Below are 14,780 nucleotides of genomic sequence, written 5' to 3'. Positions count from 1 at the left end.
TTTGCCTGAGCGAACTGCCTAAAATAGTCGCCCTGCTGTATCCGGCATTCATCCATCTAGAGGATTTCCCATGGAGACGTTTCTGCTCGAAGGTCACCCCTTCGTTGCCTTGTGTGACCTTATCAAACATCAGGGGTGGGCCGATTGTGGCGGCGCCGCCAAAGCCCTCATTGCCGAAGGGCTGGTCGAGGTGGACGGTCAGGTGGAGACCCGCAAGCGCTGCAAGATCGTGGCCGAACAGGTGGTCAACTTCAACGGCATGAAGGTCGTGGTGAAAGAGGGCGTCAGCCCGGAGATTGGCTAAACCCGTTTCGGGGAGCCACTCTCCGGCAACCAGCTAGTTGGCCTTGATCGACAGGGTCAGCACAAAACGCGCCATCGCCTCATCCCCGTTCAATGACGGACAGGTGGCCACCACCCGGATGGGGCGATTGATGCGCTGACCGCTTGCCAGCGATTCGTCGATCATGGCGTCAATCTCCTCCCCCGCTGCGCAGTCGAACTGCACATCCCCCTCCGGTCGTTTCAAAAACTCCCCCTGCACATCCTTGAAGGCGAAGTGCACCTTCTTGCGCCGCTGCCGCCCCTTCTCCATCACCAGTAGACCACCTACCAGATCGGCGCCGGTCGCCAGCGCGCCAAAATACATGCTGCCCAGGTGGTTGCGGGTACGCCATCCAAGGGGAATGCGAATGCGCAGCGCCTTGGCGTTCATCTCTTCGATGATCGGGGCACAAAACCCGATGACGGGAATATAGCGCCAGGCAAACAGCCGGAGCGCCAGATTGGCTTTGAAGCGTTGCAAATCCATATGCGAACTGATCCGATGAGTTAATGTAAACAACATGTTGCCTGCATCTGCGCCATTCGACAAGCACAGGGATCACGCTTACGACCTTTTGCCCGGCGCAAAAAAGAGGGAACCACACCGGTTCCCTCTTCTCGTTCATCTCACTGTTAACAGCAAATCTGCCGCTCAGGCGCGCTTCTCTTCGAGCCAAGCCCCCTGACTCTGCATCTCGAACAGCTGGGCATAGTGACCGCCGAGGGCCATCAGCTCGCTGTGGCTACCCCGCTCGCTCACCTGACCGCGGGAGAGCAGCAGGATCTCGTCCGCATCGACGATGGTCGAGAGGCGGTGGGCGATGGCGATGGTGGTGCGGCCACGACGGGCGGCAGAGATCGCCTGCGACAGCGCCAACTCGGTCTGGGAGTCCACGCTGGCCGTCGCTTCATCCAGAATGAGGATACGCGGATCCCCCACCAGCGCACGGGCAAAGGAGAGCAGTTGCCGCTGACCGGCGGAGAGGTTCTTGCCACCCTCCTCCATCAGGGTGTTGATCCCCTGTGGCAAGCTGCGCACAAACTCGGCCAGCTGCACCTCGCTCAGCGCCTGCCAGAGCCGCGCGTCATCTATGCCGGCGCGGCCGAGACGCAGGTTCTCCGCCAGGGTGCCGACAAAGATAAAAGGATCCTGCTGCACTAGCCCGATGCTGCGGCGCACCGCCGCCAGCGACAGGGTATCCAGTGCGTGATCATCGAAGCGGATCTGCCCCTGATCCAGCGGATAGAAGCCCATCAGCAGGCTGATGATGGTGGACTTGCCGCTGCCGGTATGGCCCACCAGCGCCAGCATCTGGCCCGGTTTTGCGGCAAAACTGACCTCCCGCAGCACCTGTTGCTCACCATCGTAGGAAAAACTCACCCGCTCGAAACTGACCCGTCCTTCCAGCGGGCGCAGCTCGCCCTCGGTGCTCTCGCGGGTTTCATCGAGCAGGGCAAAGACCCGCTCCCCCGCCACCATCGCCTGCTGCAACTGGTTAAGCTGGTTGGTCATCTCGATGAGCGGCTCGATCATCCGGCCCAGATAGCTGATAAAGGCATAGAGCACCCCCACCTGAATAGCATCCGCGTGGCTCCCCCCCTCATGGGCAAAAAGCGCCAACAGGCCGATCAGCACCATCATGTAGAAGAGATCGATGAGCGGACGCAGCAAAATGCCGTTGATCTTGAGGCTCTTGATCCGTGCCGACCAGTGCTGCTGGTTCACCTCGGCAAAGGCGTTGGCAAAGTGGCGCTCCTGCACCATCGCCTGAATGACCGGCATCCCCTGCAGCGACTCGTTGAGGCGGCTGTTGATGTCGGAGAGCAGACTGCGGGTCGCTCGCACCACCGGCACGCTCAGTTTCTGGTAGAGCCACATCACCCCGCCCACTGCGGGCAGCAACAGGGAGCAGACCAGCATCAGCCGCAGATCCAGCAGCGCCATGGAGATGAGGATGCCGCACAAGAGCACCACCTTTTGCACCAGCAAGCCGATCACCTGCACATAGAGGTTCATGATCGCCTCGGTGTCGTTGGTGATGCGGGAAATCAGCGAGCCGGAGCGATGCTTGTCAAAGTAGCGGGCCGGCAAGCGGATGGCGGTGGCAAACACCTGCTCGCGCAAGGTTTGCACCACCGCCTGAGCGATGCGATTGAAGCGCAAGGATTGCAAATAGAAACCCGCCGCCGACAGCACCTGCACACCCAGATAGCCCGCTGCAATCAGGGCTATGGTGGGCAGCACGATATTGCGAGGCGCCAGATAGTCATCGATAAAGAGCTTGATCAGCAGCGGCCCGGCCACTTCGGCGCCGGTCGCAAGCAGCAGGCAAATCCCCGCCTGGATCAGCCAGCGAGGATACTGGGCGCAGTAGGCGAGCAGTCGTTTAATGGTCGGATTCACAGGCTCTCCTCCACCGCTTCTTCGAGTCGCTGATAACGCACCATATCTGCATACCAACCATTGTGCGCCATCAGGGCACCGTGATGACCCCGCTCGCTGACGGCCCCCTGCTCCAGCACCAGGATCTCGTCGGCCTGCTCCACCGCCGTCATGCGATGGCTGACCAGGATCAGGGTGCGACGATGGGCCTTGAGGGAATGCAGAATTTGCTGCTCGGTGTGGGCATCCACCGCCGAGAGCGCATCATCGAGCACCAGAATGGGTGCATCCAGCAGCAGGGCGCGGGCAATGGCCAGCCGCTGTTTCTGGCCGCCGGAGAGGGTCACCCCTTTCTCCCCGACCTCGGTTTCATAACCCTTGGGGAAACGCACGATATCATCGTGGACACAGGCAATGCGTGCCACCCGTTCGACCTCCTCGCGGCTCGCATCGGGTTTGCCGAGGGCAATATTGGCAGCGATGGTGGTGGAAAACAGGAATGGCTCCTGCGGTACATAGGCAAACTGGCTGCGCAGTGTGGCGAGCGACAACTGGTCAATCGGTACGCCCCCCATGGCTATCGAACCGTGAGTCGGATTGGCAAGGCGCATCAACAGCTTGAGCAGGGAGCTCTTGCCTGCCCCTGTGCGCCCCACCACCCCGAGCATCTCCCCTTGCTTGAGGGTAACGTCGATATCCGCAAGCAGGGTGCGCTGCTCAAGTTGATAGCTCACCCCTTTGATCTGTAAAGGAAACGCAGAGGTAAACGCGGCCGGCCGGGCGGGCTCTTCGATATCGCTGCGCTCCCCCAGCAGGCTCTCGATGCGGGAGTAGGCGGCGCTGCCCCGCTCGATGATGTTGAACAGCCAGGCGATGGCAAACATCGGCCAGATCAGCTGGCCGAGGTACATGGTGAAGCTGGTGAGCTCACCCAGAGTCAGCTCATCGCGCAGCACCAGCACACTGCCCCCCGCCACCGCGAGGAAGTAGGAGCAACCGATACAAAGGTAGATGACCGGATCGAACTTGGCATCGATGCGGGCCACCGCCATATTGCGCTCCCCCGCCTGTTTGGTCAGCTCGGCAAAGCCTTCATCTTCCAGCGATTCAACCGCATAGGATTTCAACACCCGCACGCCGGAAAGGGCCTCCTGGGTCTTGTTGTTGAGCCTGGAGAAGGCCCCTTGCGCCGCCTTGAACTGGGTGTAGATCTGGGTGCCGAAGCGGTTCATGAAATAGGCCATCACCGGCAGCGGCAGCAAGGAGACCAGCGTCAACTGCCAAGAGTACTGGCTGCACATGATGGAGAGCACCAATACCCCGACCATGATGGAGTCCACCAGAGTCAGTACCCCTTCGCCAGCGGTCATCTCCACAGCCTGAATGTCATTGGTGGCATGGGCCATCAAATCGCCGGTACGGTGGCGCTGATAAAAATCGGGGCTCATCCGGGTGAAATGGCTGAAAAGGCGATTGCGCAACACATAGGCCAGACGGTAAGAGGCACCGAACAGCATCACCCGCCAGACGTAGCGCAGCAGATAAATCAGCACACCCAGACCAAACAGCCCCGCCAGATAGCGCATCAGGGTACCATTGTCGAGACCGCCCTTGGTGATGCCATCAACCACCCAGCCCACCACTTTGGGCGGAATAACGGTCAACAGGGCCACCATCAGCAGCAGGGAGATGGCAGCCAGATAACGGGGCCACTGCTCCTTGAAAAACCAGCTCAATCGTAGAAATACGCTCACACCACCAACCTTTAGCGCTCTCTGCCCGTGACCGCTCCAAGGAGCGGCCATCAGAGAAGCCACGCAGAAATAGAACAATGAAAACAATCGCCTCCGGCTGGAGGCGATTTGAACGAAAGCTCATCATATCCCGAACCGGTATGGTTGAGAATAATTACTATTTAATTCACTGTGACATGCGATCATCCCCTGATGAATAGGGATTATACGAATTTTCATGCTGCTCACCGGTCAACAGGAAGTGTGACACCTCTTCCCGGGTCTGGCTGAAGACCTGTTGCAACTGCTCCAGATCCGCCTCGCTCAGCACCTCGTTTTGCCGCAGGCGCCACTCCAGCTCGCCAGCCACCAATTGCAGACGGGCCGCCGAGATATTGGCAGACACCCCCTTGAGGGTGTGCAGCAGCTTGCTGGCCACCTCGGGCTGCTGACGGCGCAAGGCGGAACGGATCTCCCACAGATCGTCCTTGTGCTCCGACATAAACAGCTTGAACAGGATCTGCAATGCCTCCTTGTCCTGCTCCAGCCGCTTGAGGGCATCCTGCAGATCGAGGATCCCCATCATATCCGGCGGTTTCACCTCCATGATCCCCGCCTGCTCCACCCCTTGCGGCTTCACCCACTGCAGCAGGTTGTTGTAAAGATCCAGCTTGCTCACCGGCTTGGTGACGTAACCATTCATCCCCACCCCCAGGCAGCGCTCCTTGTCTCCATGCATGGCGCTGGCAGTGAGGGCTATGATGGGCACATCGTGCTTGTCGACCATTTTGCGGATCTGGCGGGTGGCATCGAGTCCGTCCAGCACCGGCATCTGCAGGTCCATCAGGATCACGTCAAAAGGCTGCTCGGCAACCCGCTCCACCGCCTCGCGACCATTGTTAACCACGCACACTACCGCATCGACCCGACGTAGATATTCGATGATGAGCTGCTGATTGACCCGGTTGTCTTCGGCCAACAGCACTCGGGTACCCTGCAACAGGGATTTGAAGTGCTGCTGATCCCCCTGAGCCTCTGCCTTGCGCAGATTGAGTTCATAAGAGCTGCCGTTGAGCAACTCGTCCACCTTGGCCAGCAGGGCATTCTCGGTCATCGGCTTGGGCAGAAAATGGGTCAGCCCCATGCTGTCCATCCGGGCGTGCAGCCCCTCTCTGGCCCAGGCGCTGATCATCAGGATGGGTATCCGCCGCCACTGGCTGTGCTGATACATCTCCAGCGCCAGATCGAGTCCATCCTCCTGCCCCATGCGCCAGTCGAGGATTGCCAACCGCAGATTGGGCCCCTCTTCACGCAATAATTGACGGGCACGGGAAAGGGAGTTGACCGGCAGCACTCGCACACCCGCCCGAGTCAGGATGTCCCGAGCCAGATCCAGCACCAGTTCGTTGTCATCCATCACCATCACCAGCGGCTGGTTTTCGAAGAAAACTTTCCGTCCAGCCACACCGTAGACCGCCTGCGCCATCGGGATATCGAACTTGAACAGAGAGCCGACGCCAGGCTTGCTCTCTACGGTGATCCGCCCCCCCATCAGCTCCACCAGCCGCTGGGAAATATTGAGCCCAAGACCCGAGCCGCCATATTTGCGGGTATTGCCCGCCTCCAGCTGGGTAAACGCCTGAAACAGTTGGGTCTGCTTCTCTTCGGCAATGCCGATGCCGGTATCGCGCACACTGAAGCGGATCCGCATTGGATGGGAGTTGGCCAGATCGATGGAGACTTCGACCTCACCACGTTCGGTGAATTTGATGGCATTGTTCACCAGATTGACCAGAACCTGCCCCAGCCGCAGAGGATCCCCACGCAAGAAGACAGGCACCTCCGGCGATTTGCGAATGATCACCTCCACATGTTTGCGCTCCGCCAGATCGGCAAACATGCCCGCCAGCGAGTCGAGCTGCTCGCTGAGATCGAAGTCGATCTCCTCTAACGTCAGCTTGCCGGACTCCACCTTGGTCAGATCGAGAATGTCGTTGATAAGCAGCAGCAAGGTATCTGATGAAGACTTTATCTTGCCCAGATAGTCCCGTTGTTGCTGATCCAGCTCTGTCTGCAGTGCCAGTGAGCTGAAACCGATGATGGCATTCATGGGGGTGCGGATCTCGTGGCTCATATTGGCCAGAAAATCGCTTTTGGCCTGTGCCAGCAAGGCCGTCTGACGGGACAACTCGCTCAACTTCTGATTACGACGCCATAGGGTATAGGCCACCAGCACAAAACTGATCAAGGCACCGCCAAGCACCATTAAATAGAAGCGGTTCAGCAATGATGAAGCCCGCTCCAGCTTATCCATCTTCCAGCGCACCAGGTTATCGCTCACCTGCATATCGATGAGACGATGGCGCAGGGTATGATAAGCCATCACCTGACGACTCAAATCCTTGCTCAGGTTAACCAAGGTGATCACCTCGGGTTGCGAGCCGTAATGGGAAGCAAGAGCACGCTGCAACAAGCTCAGCTGTTGCTGATACTGGTTATCGGCGCTGTGTTGCAAAAAATGGCTGAGTTGGGCCAACTCATTGAGATCACGATGCAAGAGGCTCTCTGCCGGCGTGATAGCGCGTACCTTCTCAAGCTGATGCTGAAAGGGTTGCACGATATATTCCACCGCCTTTTCCATGCTGTACAGTCTGGCCAGCTCCATCTGGTAGAGATCCAAATCCTGCAGCAACCTCTGTGAAAGAGGCGTTTGCTCAACCTCAGCATCACTACGAACCCTGTGAACAAAGCTATCGAGGATACCGGATAACTGGACGAGCCGTTGCTGAACATTGCTATCATTGGCACTCTCACGACCAAGCAGGTAAACACTGTCGGTGTTGATCCGGTTCAGCACTGCCTCCGCTGCCTGATTCAGGCTGTATGCACGCTGCTGTTGACTAAGCAGTTGCCAGCAAAGAACCAAGAAGCCGAGCAACAAGGCAGCAACAAGCAGCAGTACCACAGGGCTCTTCCGTGATCCTTTATTCATCCCGTTTTGACTCTCTACTTATAATGGCCGCTGAATTGTCCGGCTTGAGCAGAGCTCGGAGTGGAAGTGTCCACCCCAGCCGAGCGCTGTGTTAACGTTATTTCACTATTTTAACTCTGGCACTATTTTCATCACAGCCACCAGAACCGATCTTCAAGGAGACTATTATGTCATTTATCACTACTTATTGTAGCCACTGCTTTACAAGAAACCGCCTGCCCTCCACCCATGTAACCCACTCCGCCAAATGTGGGCACTGCAAGGCGTCCCTGTTCAGCCAAACCCCTTGCCTCGGGAAGGCGGATAACTTCGATACCCTGATCAACTCCGATATTCCGGTCGTTGTCGATTTTTGGGCCAGCTGGTGCGGCCCTTGCCAGCAGTTTGCTCCAGTATTTCATGATGTTGCCCATGAACTCGAACCACGGATGCGCTTTGTCAAAGTCGATACCGAGCAGCAGAGCACCATTGCCGCCCGTTACGCCATTCGCAGCATCCCCACCCTAATGGTCTTCAAACAGGGTAAAGTGGTGAACCAGATAAATGGATCCCTGCCCAAGAACATGTTCAAGCAGTGGCTGGAACAGTTCATGGATGTTTAATTTATGTTTCATAGATGTTTGATTTATGTATTTATTTCCTCATTTTTATCAATGAGTGTGTGAGTAGAGACTGATTTTCAATATGTGAGCCTGTTTCAAACAAGTGAATGGATGTAATCTCGGCAACACAAAAACAACCATAAATTAACCGAGAGAACGATATGCACACATCGGCTGTACCCGCTACTCCATCTCGTTGGCTGGATATCAAGACCGGGATCGTGATCCTGGATCTGCTCCTGCTATGCATCATGCTCGCTTGGCTCCCTTTTGATCCTATGGTCAACAAGGGGCTGGGCATTCTGGTCTTTATAGCTATTCTCTGGCTGACCGAAGCGGTCAACATCACTATCACCGCGATCTCCATCCCGGTACTTGCCACCCTGCTCGGGGTGTTTGATATGAGCAAGTCGTTGACCGACTTCGCAAACCCGGTGTTGTTCCTCTTCTTTGGCGGTTTTGCCCTGGCGGCAGCGCTATCCAAACAGGGGCTAGACACCCAGATTGCCGGTAAGGTGATGCAGCTCGCCAAGGGACACCTCGGCTGGGCTGCCATCGTACTCTTCAGTATTACTGCGGCACTCTCCATGTGGATCAGCAATACCGCTACCGCCGCCATGATGATGCCGCTGGCCCTTGGCATGCTCAAAGGTCTCGACATTCACAAGGAGCGCCGCACACTGGTCTTCGTATTGCTTGGTGTTGCCTACAGCGCCAGTATTGGCGGCATCGGCACCCTGGTAGGCAGCCCGCCCAATGCCATTGCGGCCGCCCAGATGGGGCTGGGCTTCACTGACTGGCTGAAATTTGGCATTCCTGTTGTCCTCATCTTCATGCCAGTAGGCATCGGGCTGCTCTATCTGGTAACCCGCCCCAACCTCTCACATCAGGTCAGCACCGAGCGAGTGACCATAGAGTGGACCGGCCAACGCAAGGTGACCATGCTGATATTTCTGACCACAGTGCTGTTGTGGATTGGCTCCCAGCCTATTGCCCAGGCGCTGGGAGGAATACCTCAATTTGATACACTGATCGCCATGGGAGCCATCATCGCCATCGCCGTCAGCCGGGTGGCCAGCTGGGATGACATCAACCAGAACACCGACTGGGGAGTACTGATGCTGTTTGGTGGCGGCTTGACCCTGAGCGCCATCCTTAAGCAGACCGGGGCCAACGCCTTCCTGGCGGAGCACCTATCCAACGGTCTGGCCACCATGCCGATCTTCGTCATCCTGCTCTGTCTTGCCACCTTCGTGGTGTTCCTGACCGAGCTGGTATCCAACACCGCTACCGCCGCTCTGCTGGTTCCACTGTTTGCCGGAGTCGCAGAGGCACTGGGAGTCTCTCCCATTGTCGTATCCGTGCTGATCGCTGTCGGTGCCTCCTGCGCTTTCATGCTGCCAGTGGCTACCCCGCCCAACGCCATTGTCTTCGCCAGCGGCCATATCCAGCAGCGTGAAATGATGCGGGCCGGCCTGGTGCTGAACCTGGTCTTCACCGTCATTTTGACCCTGCTTGCCTATTTTATGGGCGACATACTGCATTGATGGCTGGTGGCTCGCTCGCCGGGCTCCTCAATCAACACCAGGTTCCAACAAAGCCCCGTATCATCGGGGCTTTCTCTTTTCCTGCACCCCAACGGCCATCTGTCACATCCCTGACCATCGTCAGCTTGTGCCATGCGACAGCAGCGAGAGTACACATGATGATGACTTCAGACTTATGAGCGATACGGGTGCCATGAGATGAGGTGTTCCCGGGAAAGGCTGGTAATAACGACATTAAAATAATATGTGATGCCCTGTACATCTATCACAGATGATCAAGCTTTTTGCAAATGGTGTACAAATATTTACGAATCCAAGCAGCTATAAAAAAACCCCGCATAGCGGGGTTCTCATATTAAGAGGTGATCAACCGATGTTGCAGGGTTTCAGCTTCCAGATACGATCCACATAGTCCTGGATGGAACGGTCTGAGTTGAACTTACCCATGGTGGCCGAGTTGATGATAGCCTTCTTCGCCCACAGTGCCGGATCCCGATACCAGGTATCGATCAGCTTGTGTGCATCCGAGTAGGACTGGAAGTCCGCCAAGGTCAGGTAAGGGTCTCCCCCTTCCAGCAAAGAGCGCTTGATGGAGGCCAGCTCACCCGGACGACCCGGCGTGAAGTAGTCGGTATCAAACCAGTCCAGCACGGCCTTGAGCTCGGAGTTGGCATAGTAGAAGTCGTACGGATTATAACCGCGCGCCTTCAGCGACTTCACTTCGTCCACGTTCAGACCGAAGATGGCACAGTTTTCGGCCCCCGCCTCTTCGGCGATCTCGATGTTGGCTCCATCCAGCGTCCCGATGGTGATTGCACCGTTGAGTGCCATCTTCATGTTGCCGGTACCGGATGCTTCGTAACCAGCAGTAGAGATCTGCTCGGAGACATCTGCCGCCGGGATCAACTTCTCGGCCAGACTCACGCGGTAGTTCGGCATGAACACCACTTTCAGCTTGCCCTGGATACGAGCATCGTTGTTGACCCGATCCGCCAGCTTGTTGATGGCATAGATGATGTCTTTGGCCAGCTTGTAACCGGGCGCCGCTTTGGAGCCGAAGATAAACACACGCGGATGCATGTCATAGTCCGGGTTGGCCAGCAGACGACGATAGAGTGCCATGATGTGAATAAGGTTCAGTTGCTGGCGCTTGTACTCGTGCAGACGCTTGATCTGAACGTCAAAGATCGCCTCGGCACTGACATCGATACCGGTTTCGTCTTTGATGACCTTGACCAGCTTCTCTTTGTTATGACGTTTGATGGTCATGAACTGCTGCTGGAACGCCTTGTCGTCGGCAAATTTCACCACGCCACGCAGTTTGTCCAGTTGCAGCGGCCACTCCTTGCCCACCACTTCGTTGTAGAGACCCGCCAGCTCCGGGTTGCAGGCCAGCAGCCAGCGACGCGGGGTTACCCCGTTGGTCACGTTGCACATTTTTTCCGGCCACAGCTCGGCATACTCGGGGAAGAGATCTTCCTTCACCAGCTTGGAGTGGATCTCGGCCACACCGTTCACCTTGGACGAACCGATCACGCACAGGTTGCCCATGCGAACCTTGCGCACGGCCCCCTCTTCGATGATGGAGAGCTTGGCCTTGATGGCGTCGTTGCCCGGCCACTTGGGCTCCACCAACTCGTTCAGGAAGCGGGCGTTGATCTCGTAAATCACCTCCAGATGGCGAGGCAGTACTTTCTCGAACAGGCTGACCGACCACTTCTCCAGCGCTTCCGGCAGCAGAGTGTGGTTGGTATAAGAGAAGACCTGATAGCAGATGGCCCAAGCGGCATCCCAGTTCAGATCTTCCTCGTCAACCAGTACCCGCATCAGTTCCGGGATGGCGACAGTCGGGTGAGTATCGTTGAGCTGAATGGCAATTTGCGCGGCAAAGTTGCTGAAGTCGGCGCCATGCACCCGCTTGTAGCGGCGCATGATGTCCTTGATGGAGCAAGCACAGAAGAAGTACTGCTGGATCAGACGCAGCTCTTTACCGGCATCGGTCTCATCGTTCGGATAGAGTACCTTGGAGATGGTCTCGGCCTGGGCTTTCTCAGCCTGAGAGTCGATGTAACCACCGGCGTTGAACACGTCCCAGTCAAAAAACTCGGAGGCTCGGGACTCCCACAGACGCAGGATGTTGACGGTGCTGCCGCCAAAACCGACGACCGGGATATCCCAAGGCACCCCTTTGATCTTGCGACCCGCGTGCCAAACCTTCTTCAGGCCGCCATTGTCACCAAACACGGTCTCGACATAGCCATAGAGGGGGACTTCCTGTACCGACTCCGGACGGCAGATCTCCCAAGGGTTGCCATATTCACGCCAGGAGTCCGGACGCTCAATCTGGCGGCCATCCTGGATCTCCTGACGGAACAGACCGTGTTCGTAGTGGATACCGTAGCCCACAGCCGGGTAGTTCAGGGTTGCCAGCGAGTCGATGAAGCAGGCAGCCAGACGACCCAGGCCACCATTGCCGAGCGCCATATCAGGCTCTTGTTCACACAGGTCGGTCAGATCCAGACCGAGTTCGCTCAGCGCCTCTTCACAAATCTTGTAAAGAGAGAGGTTATGCAGGTTGTTGGAGGTCAGACGCCCCATCAGGAATTCAGCAGAGAGATAGTGAATAGCACGAGTATCTTTCTTGAAGTGAGTCTGCTGAGTGCGGGTCAGGCGCTCGTAAACCTGTTCGTTGACCGCCGCTGCGGTGGCTTTCCACCATGCATCGTGAGAGGCTTTCTGTTCGCTTGTTCCCAAGGTAGAACGCAGGTGACGCACGATACTCGCCTTGAGCTGATCTTTATCCAGTTGGAGATCCTGGTCTGTCTTCTTCTTGGTAGCCATAAACCATATTCCTTCGTTACAAATAAAATTGTTATCCCGAGGATCGGGACCGGCGCTGTTGTTATCTCAAAATATGTACCGGCGTGAGAATACTAACGAAAGCCGCACAATTAAAAGTTAACACAAGTCACACTTTAACCGATGAAAACAGCCCAAAAAGCGTGAAAACCCTTTCCTTAAATTGATCGCACAAAAACAAACATTCCCTTTATTATCATAAGCTTAATGAAAAAATAAAAATATTCTGGCATGAATAGGTTTTCAGAGATTGCCAAGCCTTGAAAATCCCTGAAAATAGGCAGCAAGACGGCACATTGAAACCGGTTTCAATGTGCCTGAAAAATTACCGTATAAATATGAAGCAATCATTGCATCCTTAAAGATGTGCTTTGAACTGATTGCTCAATGGATCGTAATGGTACCCAATCTGATCCAGACGCCCTGCCAACTGCTCTTCACTCATATCGTAATAGGCCAGCAACTCCTCCAACCCGTCACACTCAAGCCTTAGCTTCTCATTGATGATGCCCAGCAAGATGTTGGCATCAAGACGTTGCAAGGTACTGATATCCATGGCGGCACCTCCTGTAAATGACCTGTATAACCATGGGCGGTTACGCAAGGTTTGTCCATAGTACGAAAAAAACCCAGCCAGTTTTATATTAAATAACTTTTAAAAACATAGTCTTACTAACGTCACATGCTAACACCATCACATTTTTCAGCAAAAACACCTTGTCACTGCCACAGGATATAACTACTGTATACGCATACAGCTTGGATATTCATACAGGAATCCCATATATGAACCAGCCCCTGCACTCACTGCCCTTTGCGATGAATCGTGTCATGAGCAAGCCCTGGCCAACCAGAACCGCCTGCAAAGCGGAGTTGGCTCATGATGGTGTGACTATCCAGTCTGATGATCAGTTTCTGAGCGAACTGAGCAAGTTAGGTGACTCTCATACCGGCTGGATCTTGTTGATCGCCCCGCCGGGACGCCCCACAGTCAGCTGTCTGGAAGAGCGAGGTATCGATCCCAAGAGAGTGCTGGTGGTACATAGCCCCAAAATCAAGAACTGGCAGCAAACCCTGGAGCGCAGTCTGGGCAATGGTCACTGCGCCGCCGTATTTACCTGGCTACCCGAGCAGATCGAGCTGGATCACGTCAAGCTGCAGCGACTGGGACAGCAATCTGGCGTACTCACCCGCTTCTTTGGCGCGAAACGGACTAACCTCGGCACACCTCTGCTGGCTTATTCAGAGCAAGATATCTATCTCAATCATTAAGACAAAAAACGAACGCCTACGCAGGCTCTCCCGCGGGTCGCAGTGACAGAAGGGCGCAAACAATATGTGACCAGCGGCTTTATTTGAAAGACAAGCTTGCAACAGCCTGACGGTAGGCATCGGAGATCATTTGACCCTGCTTGCTGCAAGCAGACAAACATCAAAAGATGTAACGGATAAAGAAGCAGAAAATAAAACCTGAACTGGACAATCATGCAGCCCAAGTATTCAAACCTGCGGGACTTCCTGCCCACCAGCGAACCCGTTTGAGCAATATGATGAGGCTGAAAGTCATTGCATTCATTTGAGCTGATCACGACAATTTTCCCCCCGGAGTGACCCTCTCCTTGAAATACCGGGTAACAAGGGGTATAACCACGCGTTTTATCAGGTGTAATAAGTGAGCGGTATGATGCAAGCCCCCTTTTGGCAGACCAAGAGTCTGCAGCAGATGACTGAATCCGAATGGGAATCCCTCTGCGATGGTTGCGGAAAATGCTGCCTCAACAAGCTAATCGATGAAGATACCGACGAACTGGTTTTCACCAATGTCGCCTGCAATTTGCTTAACACCAAGACCTGTCAGTGCTCTGATTACGCCAATCGTTTCAAAAAAGAGCCTGACTGTCTGCAGATCACCCATGACAAGATCGCCGAATATGACTGGCTCCCCTCAACCTGCGCATATCGCCTGCTGTCTGAAGGTGACGCTCTTCCAGAGTGGCATCCTCTGCTGACCGGCAGTCGTTCCGCGATGCATCAGGCTGGTCAATCCGTCCGTGGCAAAGTCATTCACGAGGATCAGGCGGGTGAATGGATCGATCACATCATCACCTGGGCCAGCTGACACGCTCAACCCGCTATTCTCCAGAGGCAAGGGCTGCACAATGTGCAGCCCTTATTGTTTCTGCAAGCAGGGTTTGTAGCTTCACACATATCTGGCTGGCTAAACCAGACCCCCTCCCAACTGCACATTGAGAGAGATAGAGGCAGAGGCAGAGGCAGAGGCAGAGGCAGAGGCAGAGGCAGAGGCAGAGGCAGAGGCAGAGGCAGAGGCAGAGGCAGAGG

At 55.7% G+C, this 14,780-nt stretch carries 11 protein-coding genes; 5 read left to right on the top strand and 6 right to left on the bottom strand.

Annotated features, from left to right (window positions below):
* Positions 1-70 precede the first annotated feature (70 nt).
* Positions 71-304 carry a ribosome-associated protein YbcJ gene (ybcJ, locus tag G5358_RS10960; protein ID WP_005333598.1) on the top strand — a complete coding sequence of 78 codons (234 nt, stop codon included), beginning with the start codon at positions 71-73 and terminating at the stop codon, positions 302-304.
* Positions 305-337: 33 nt separating this feature from the next.
* On the opposite strand, the gene G5358_RS10955 is transcribed toward ybcJ, so the two are convergent.
* The 4 genes from G5358_RS10955 to G5358_RS10940 form a co-directional block, all read right to left on the bottom strand.
* Positions 338-811: a DUF4442 domain-containing protein gene (locus G5358_RS10955; RefSeq protein WP_368191815.1), complete on the bottom strand. Its 474-nt coding sequence runs from the start codon at positions 809-811 to the stop codon at positions 338-340.
* Positions 812-976: 165 nt separating this feature from the next.
* Complete coding sequence (locus G5358_RS10950; protein ID WP_421324087.1) at positions 977-2,728, bottom strand: ABC transporter transmembrane domain-containing protein; 1,752 nt, start codon at positions 2,726-2,728, stop codon at positions 977-979.
* Positions 2,725-4,461 (bottom strand): ABC transporter transmembrane domain-containing protein, encoded by a 1,737-nt coding sequence (locus G5358_RS10945; RefSeq protein ID WP_421324086.1) that lies wholly within the window; start codon positions 4,459-4,461, stop codon positions 2,725-2,727. The genes G5358_RS10950 and G5358_RS10945 overlap by 4 nt, the downstream gene beginning before the upstream one ends.
* Before the next feature lie 166 nt (positions 4,462-4,627).
* Positions 4,628-7,432, bottom strand: coding sequence for a response regulator (locus G5358_RS10940; protein WP_216978912.1), 2,805 nt, complete (start codon positions 7,430-7,432; stop codon positions 4,628-4,630).
* Between the two features lie 167 nt (positions 7,433-7,599).
* Between G5358_RS10940 and trxC the strand changes: the two genes are divergently transcribed.
* Together trxC and G5358_RS10930 are read left to right on the top strand one after the other, a co-directional pair.
* Positions 7,600-8,034, top strand: coding sequence for a thioredoxin TrxC (gene trxC / locus G5358_RS10935; RefSeq protein WP_216978913.1), 435 nt, complete (start codon positions 7,600-7,602; stop codon positions 8,032-8,034).
* Between the two features lie 161 nt (positions 8,035-8,195).
* A complete protein-coding gene (locus G5358_RS10930) occupies positions 8,196-9,581 on the top strand; it encodes an SLC13 family permease (RefSeq protein WP_216978914.1) in 1,386 nt (461 codons plus the stop codon).
* Between the two features lie 366 nt (positions 9,582-9,947).
* On the opposite strand, the gene G5358_RS10925 is transcribed toward G5358_RS10930, so the two are convergent.
* Both G5358_RS10925 and G5358_RS10920 read right to left on the bottom strand, forming a co-directional pair.
* Positions 9,948-12,422, bottom strand: coding sequence for a glycogen/starch/alpha-glucan phosphorylase (locus G5358_RS10925; RefSeq protein ID WP_421324085.1), 2,475 nt, complete (start codon positions 12,420-12,422; stop codon positions 9,948-9,950).
* A gap of 376 nt (positions 12,423-12,798) precedes the next feature.
* Positions 12,799-12,996, bottom strand: a complete 198-nt coding sequence (locus G5358_RS10920; RefSeq protein WP_005333612.1) for a DUF4250 domain-containing protein — start codon at positions 12,994-12,996, stop codon at positions 12,799-12,801.
* 230 nt (positions 12,997-13,226) lie between these two features.
* Between G5358_RS10920 and G5358_RS10915 the strand changes: the two genes are divergently transcribed.
* The gene (locus G5358_RS10915; protein WP_421244962.1) at positions 13,227-13,712 is read left to right on the top strand and encodes a cell division inhibitor; all 486 of its coding nucleotides are present in this window, start codon (positions 13,227-13,229) and stop codon (positions 13,710-13,712) included.
* A 412-nt stretch (positions 13,713-14,124) separates the two neighbouring features.
* On the top strand, positions 14,125-14,559 hold the full coding sequence (locus G5358_RS10910; RefSeq protein ID WP_005352569.1) for a YcgN family cysteine cluster protein: 435 nt from the start codon (positions 14,125-14,127) through the stop codon (positions 14,557-14,559).
* Positions 14,560-14,780 lie beyond the last annotated feature (221 nt).

The sequence above is a fragment of the Aeromonas sp. 604176 genome (genome assembly GCF_049170755.1).
In the GTDB taxonomy this organism is placed as follows: domain Bacteria; phylum Pseudomonadota; class Gammaproteobacteria; order Enterobacterales; family Aeromonadaceae; genus Aeromonas; species Aeromonas veronii_A.
Note: the sequence above shows the minus strand (reverse complement) of the source record. Positions and strands in the feature narration are given on the sequence as shown.

Excerpts from the sequence above, each read along its gene's own strand:
- ybcJ (WP_005333598.1), top strand. The coding sequence starts at position 71 with ATGGAGACGTTTCTGCTCGAAGGTCACCCCTTCGTTGCCTTGTGTGAC.
- G5358_RS10955 (WP_368191815.1), bottom strand. The coding sequence starts at position 811 with ATGGATTTGCAACGCTTCAAAGCCAATCTGGCGCTCCGGCTGTTTGCC.
- G5358_RS10940 (WP_216978912.1), bottom strand. The coding sequence starts at position 7,432 with ATGAATAAAGGATCACGGAAGAGCCCTGTGGTACTGCTGCTTGTTGCT.
- trxC (WP_216978913.1), top strand. The coding sequence starts at position 7,600 with ATGTCATTTATCACTACTTATTGTAGCCACTGCTTTACAAGAAACCGC.
- G5358_RS10930 (WP_216978914.1), top strand. The coding sequence starts at position 8,196 with ATGCACACATCGGCTGTACCCGCTACTCCATCTCGTTGGCTGGATATC.
- G5358_RS10925 (WP_421324085.1), bottom strand. The coding sequence starts at position 12,422 with ATGGCTACCAAGAAGAAGACAGACCAGGATCTCCAACTGGATAAAGAT.
- G5358_RS10920 (WP_005333612.1), bottom strand. The coding sequence starts at position 12,996 with ATGGATATCAGTACCTTGCAACGTCTTGATGCCAACATCTTGCTGGGC.
- G5358_RS10915 (WP_421244962.1), top strand. The coding sequence starts at position 13,227 with ATGAACCAGCCCCTGCACTCACTGCCCTTTGCGATGAATCGTGTCATG.
- G5358_RS10910 (WP_005352569.1), top strand. The coding sequence starts at position 14,125 with ATGCAAGCCCCCTTTTGGCAGACCAAGAGTCTGCAGCAGATGACTGAA.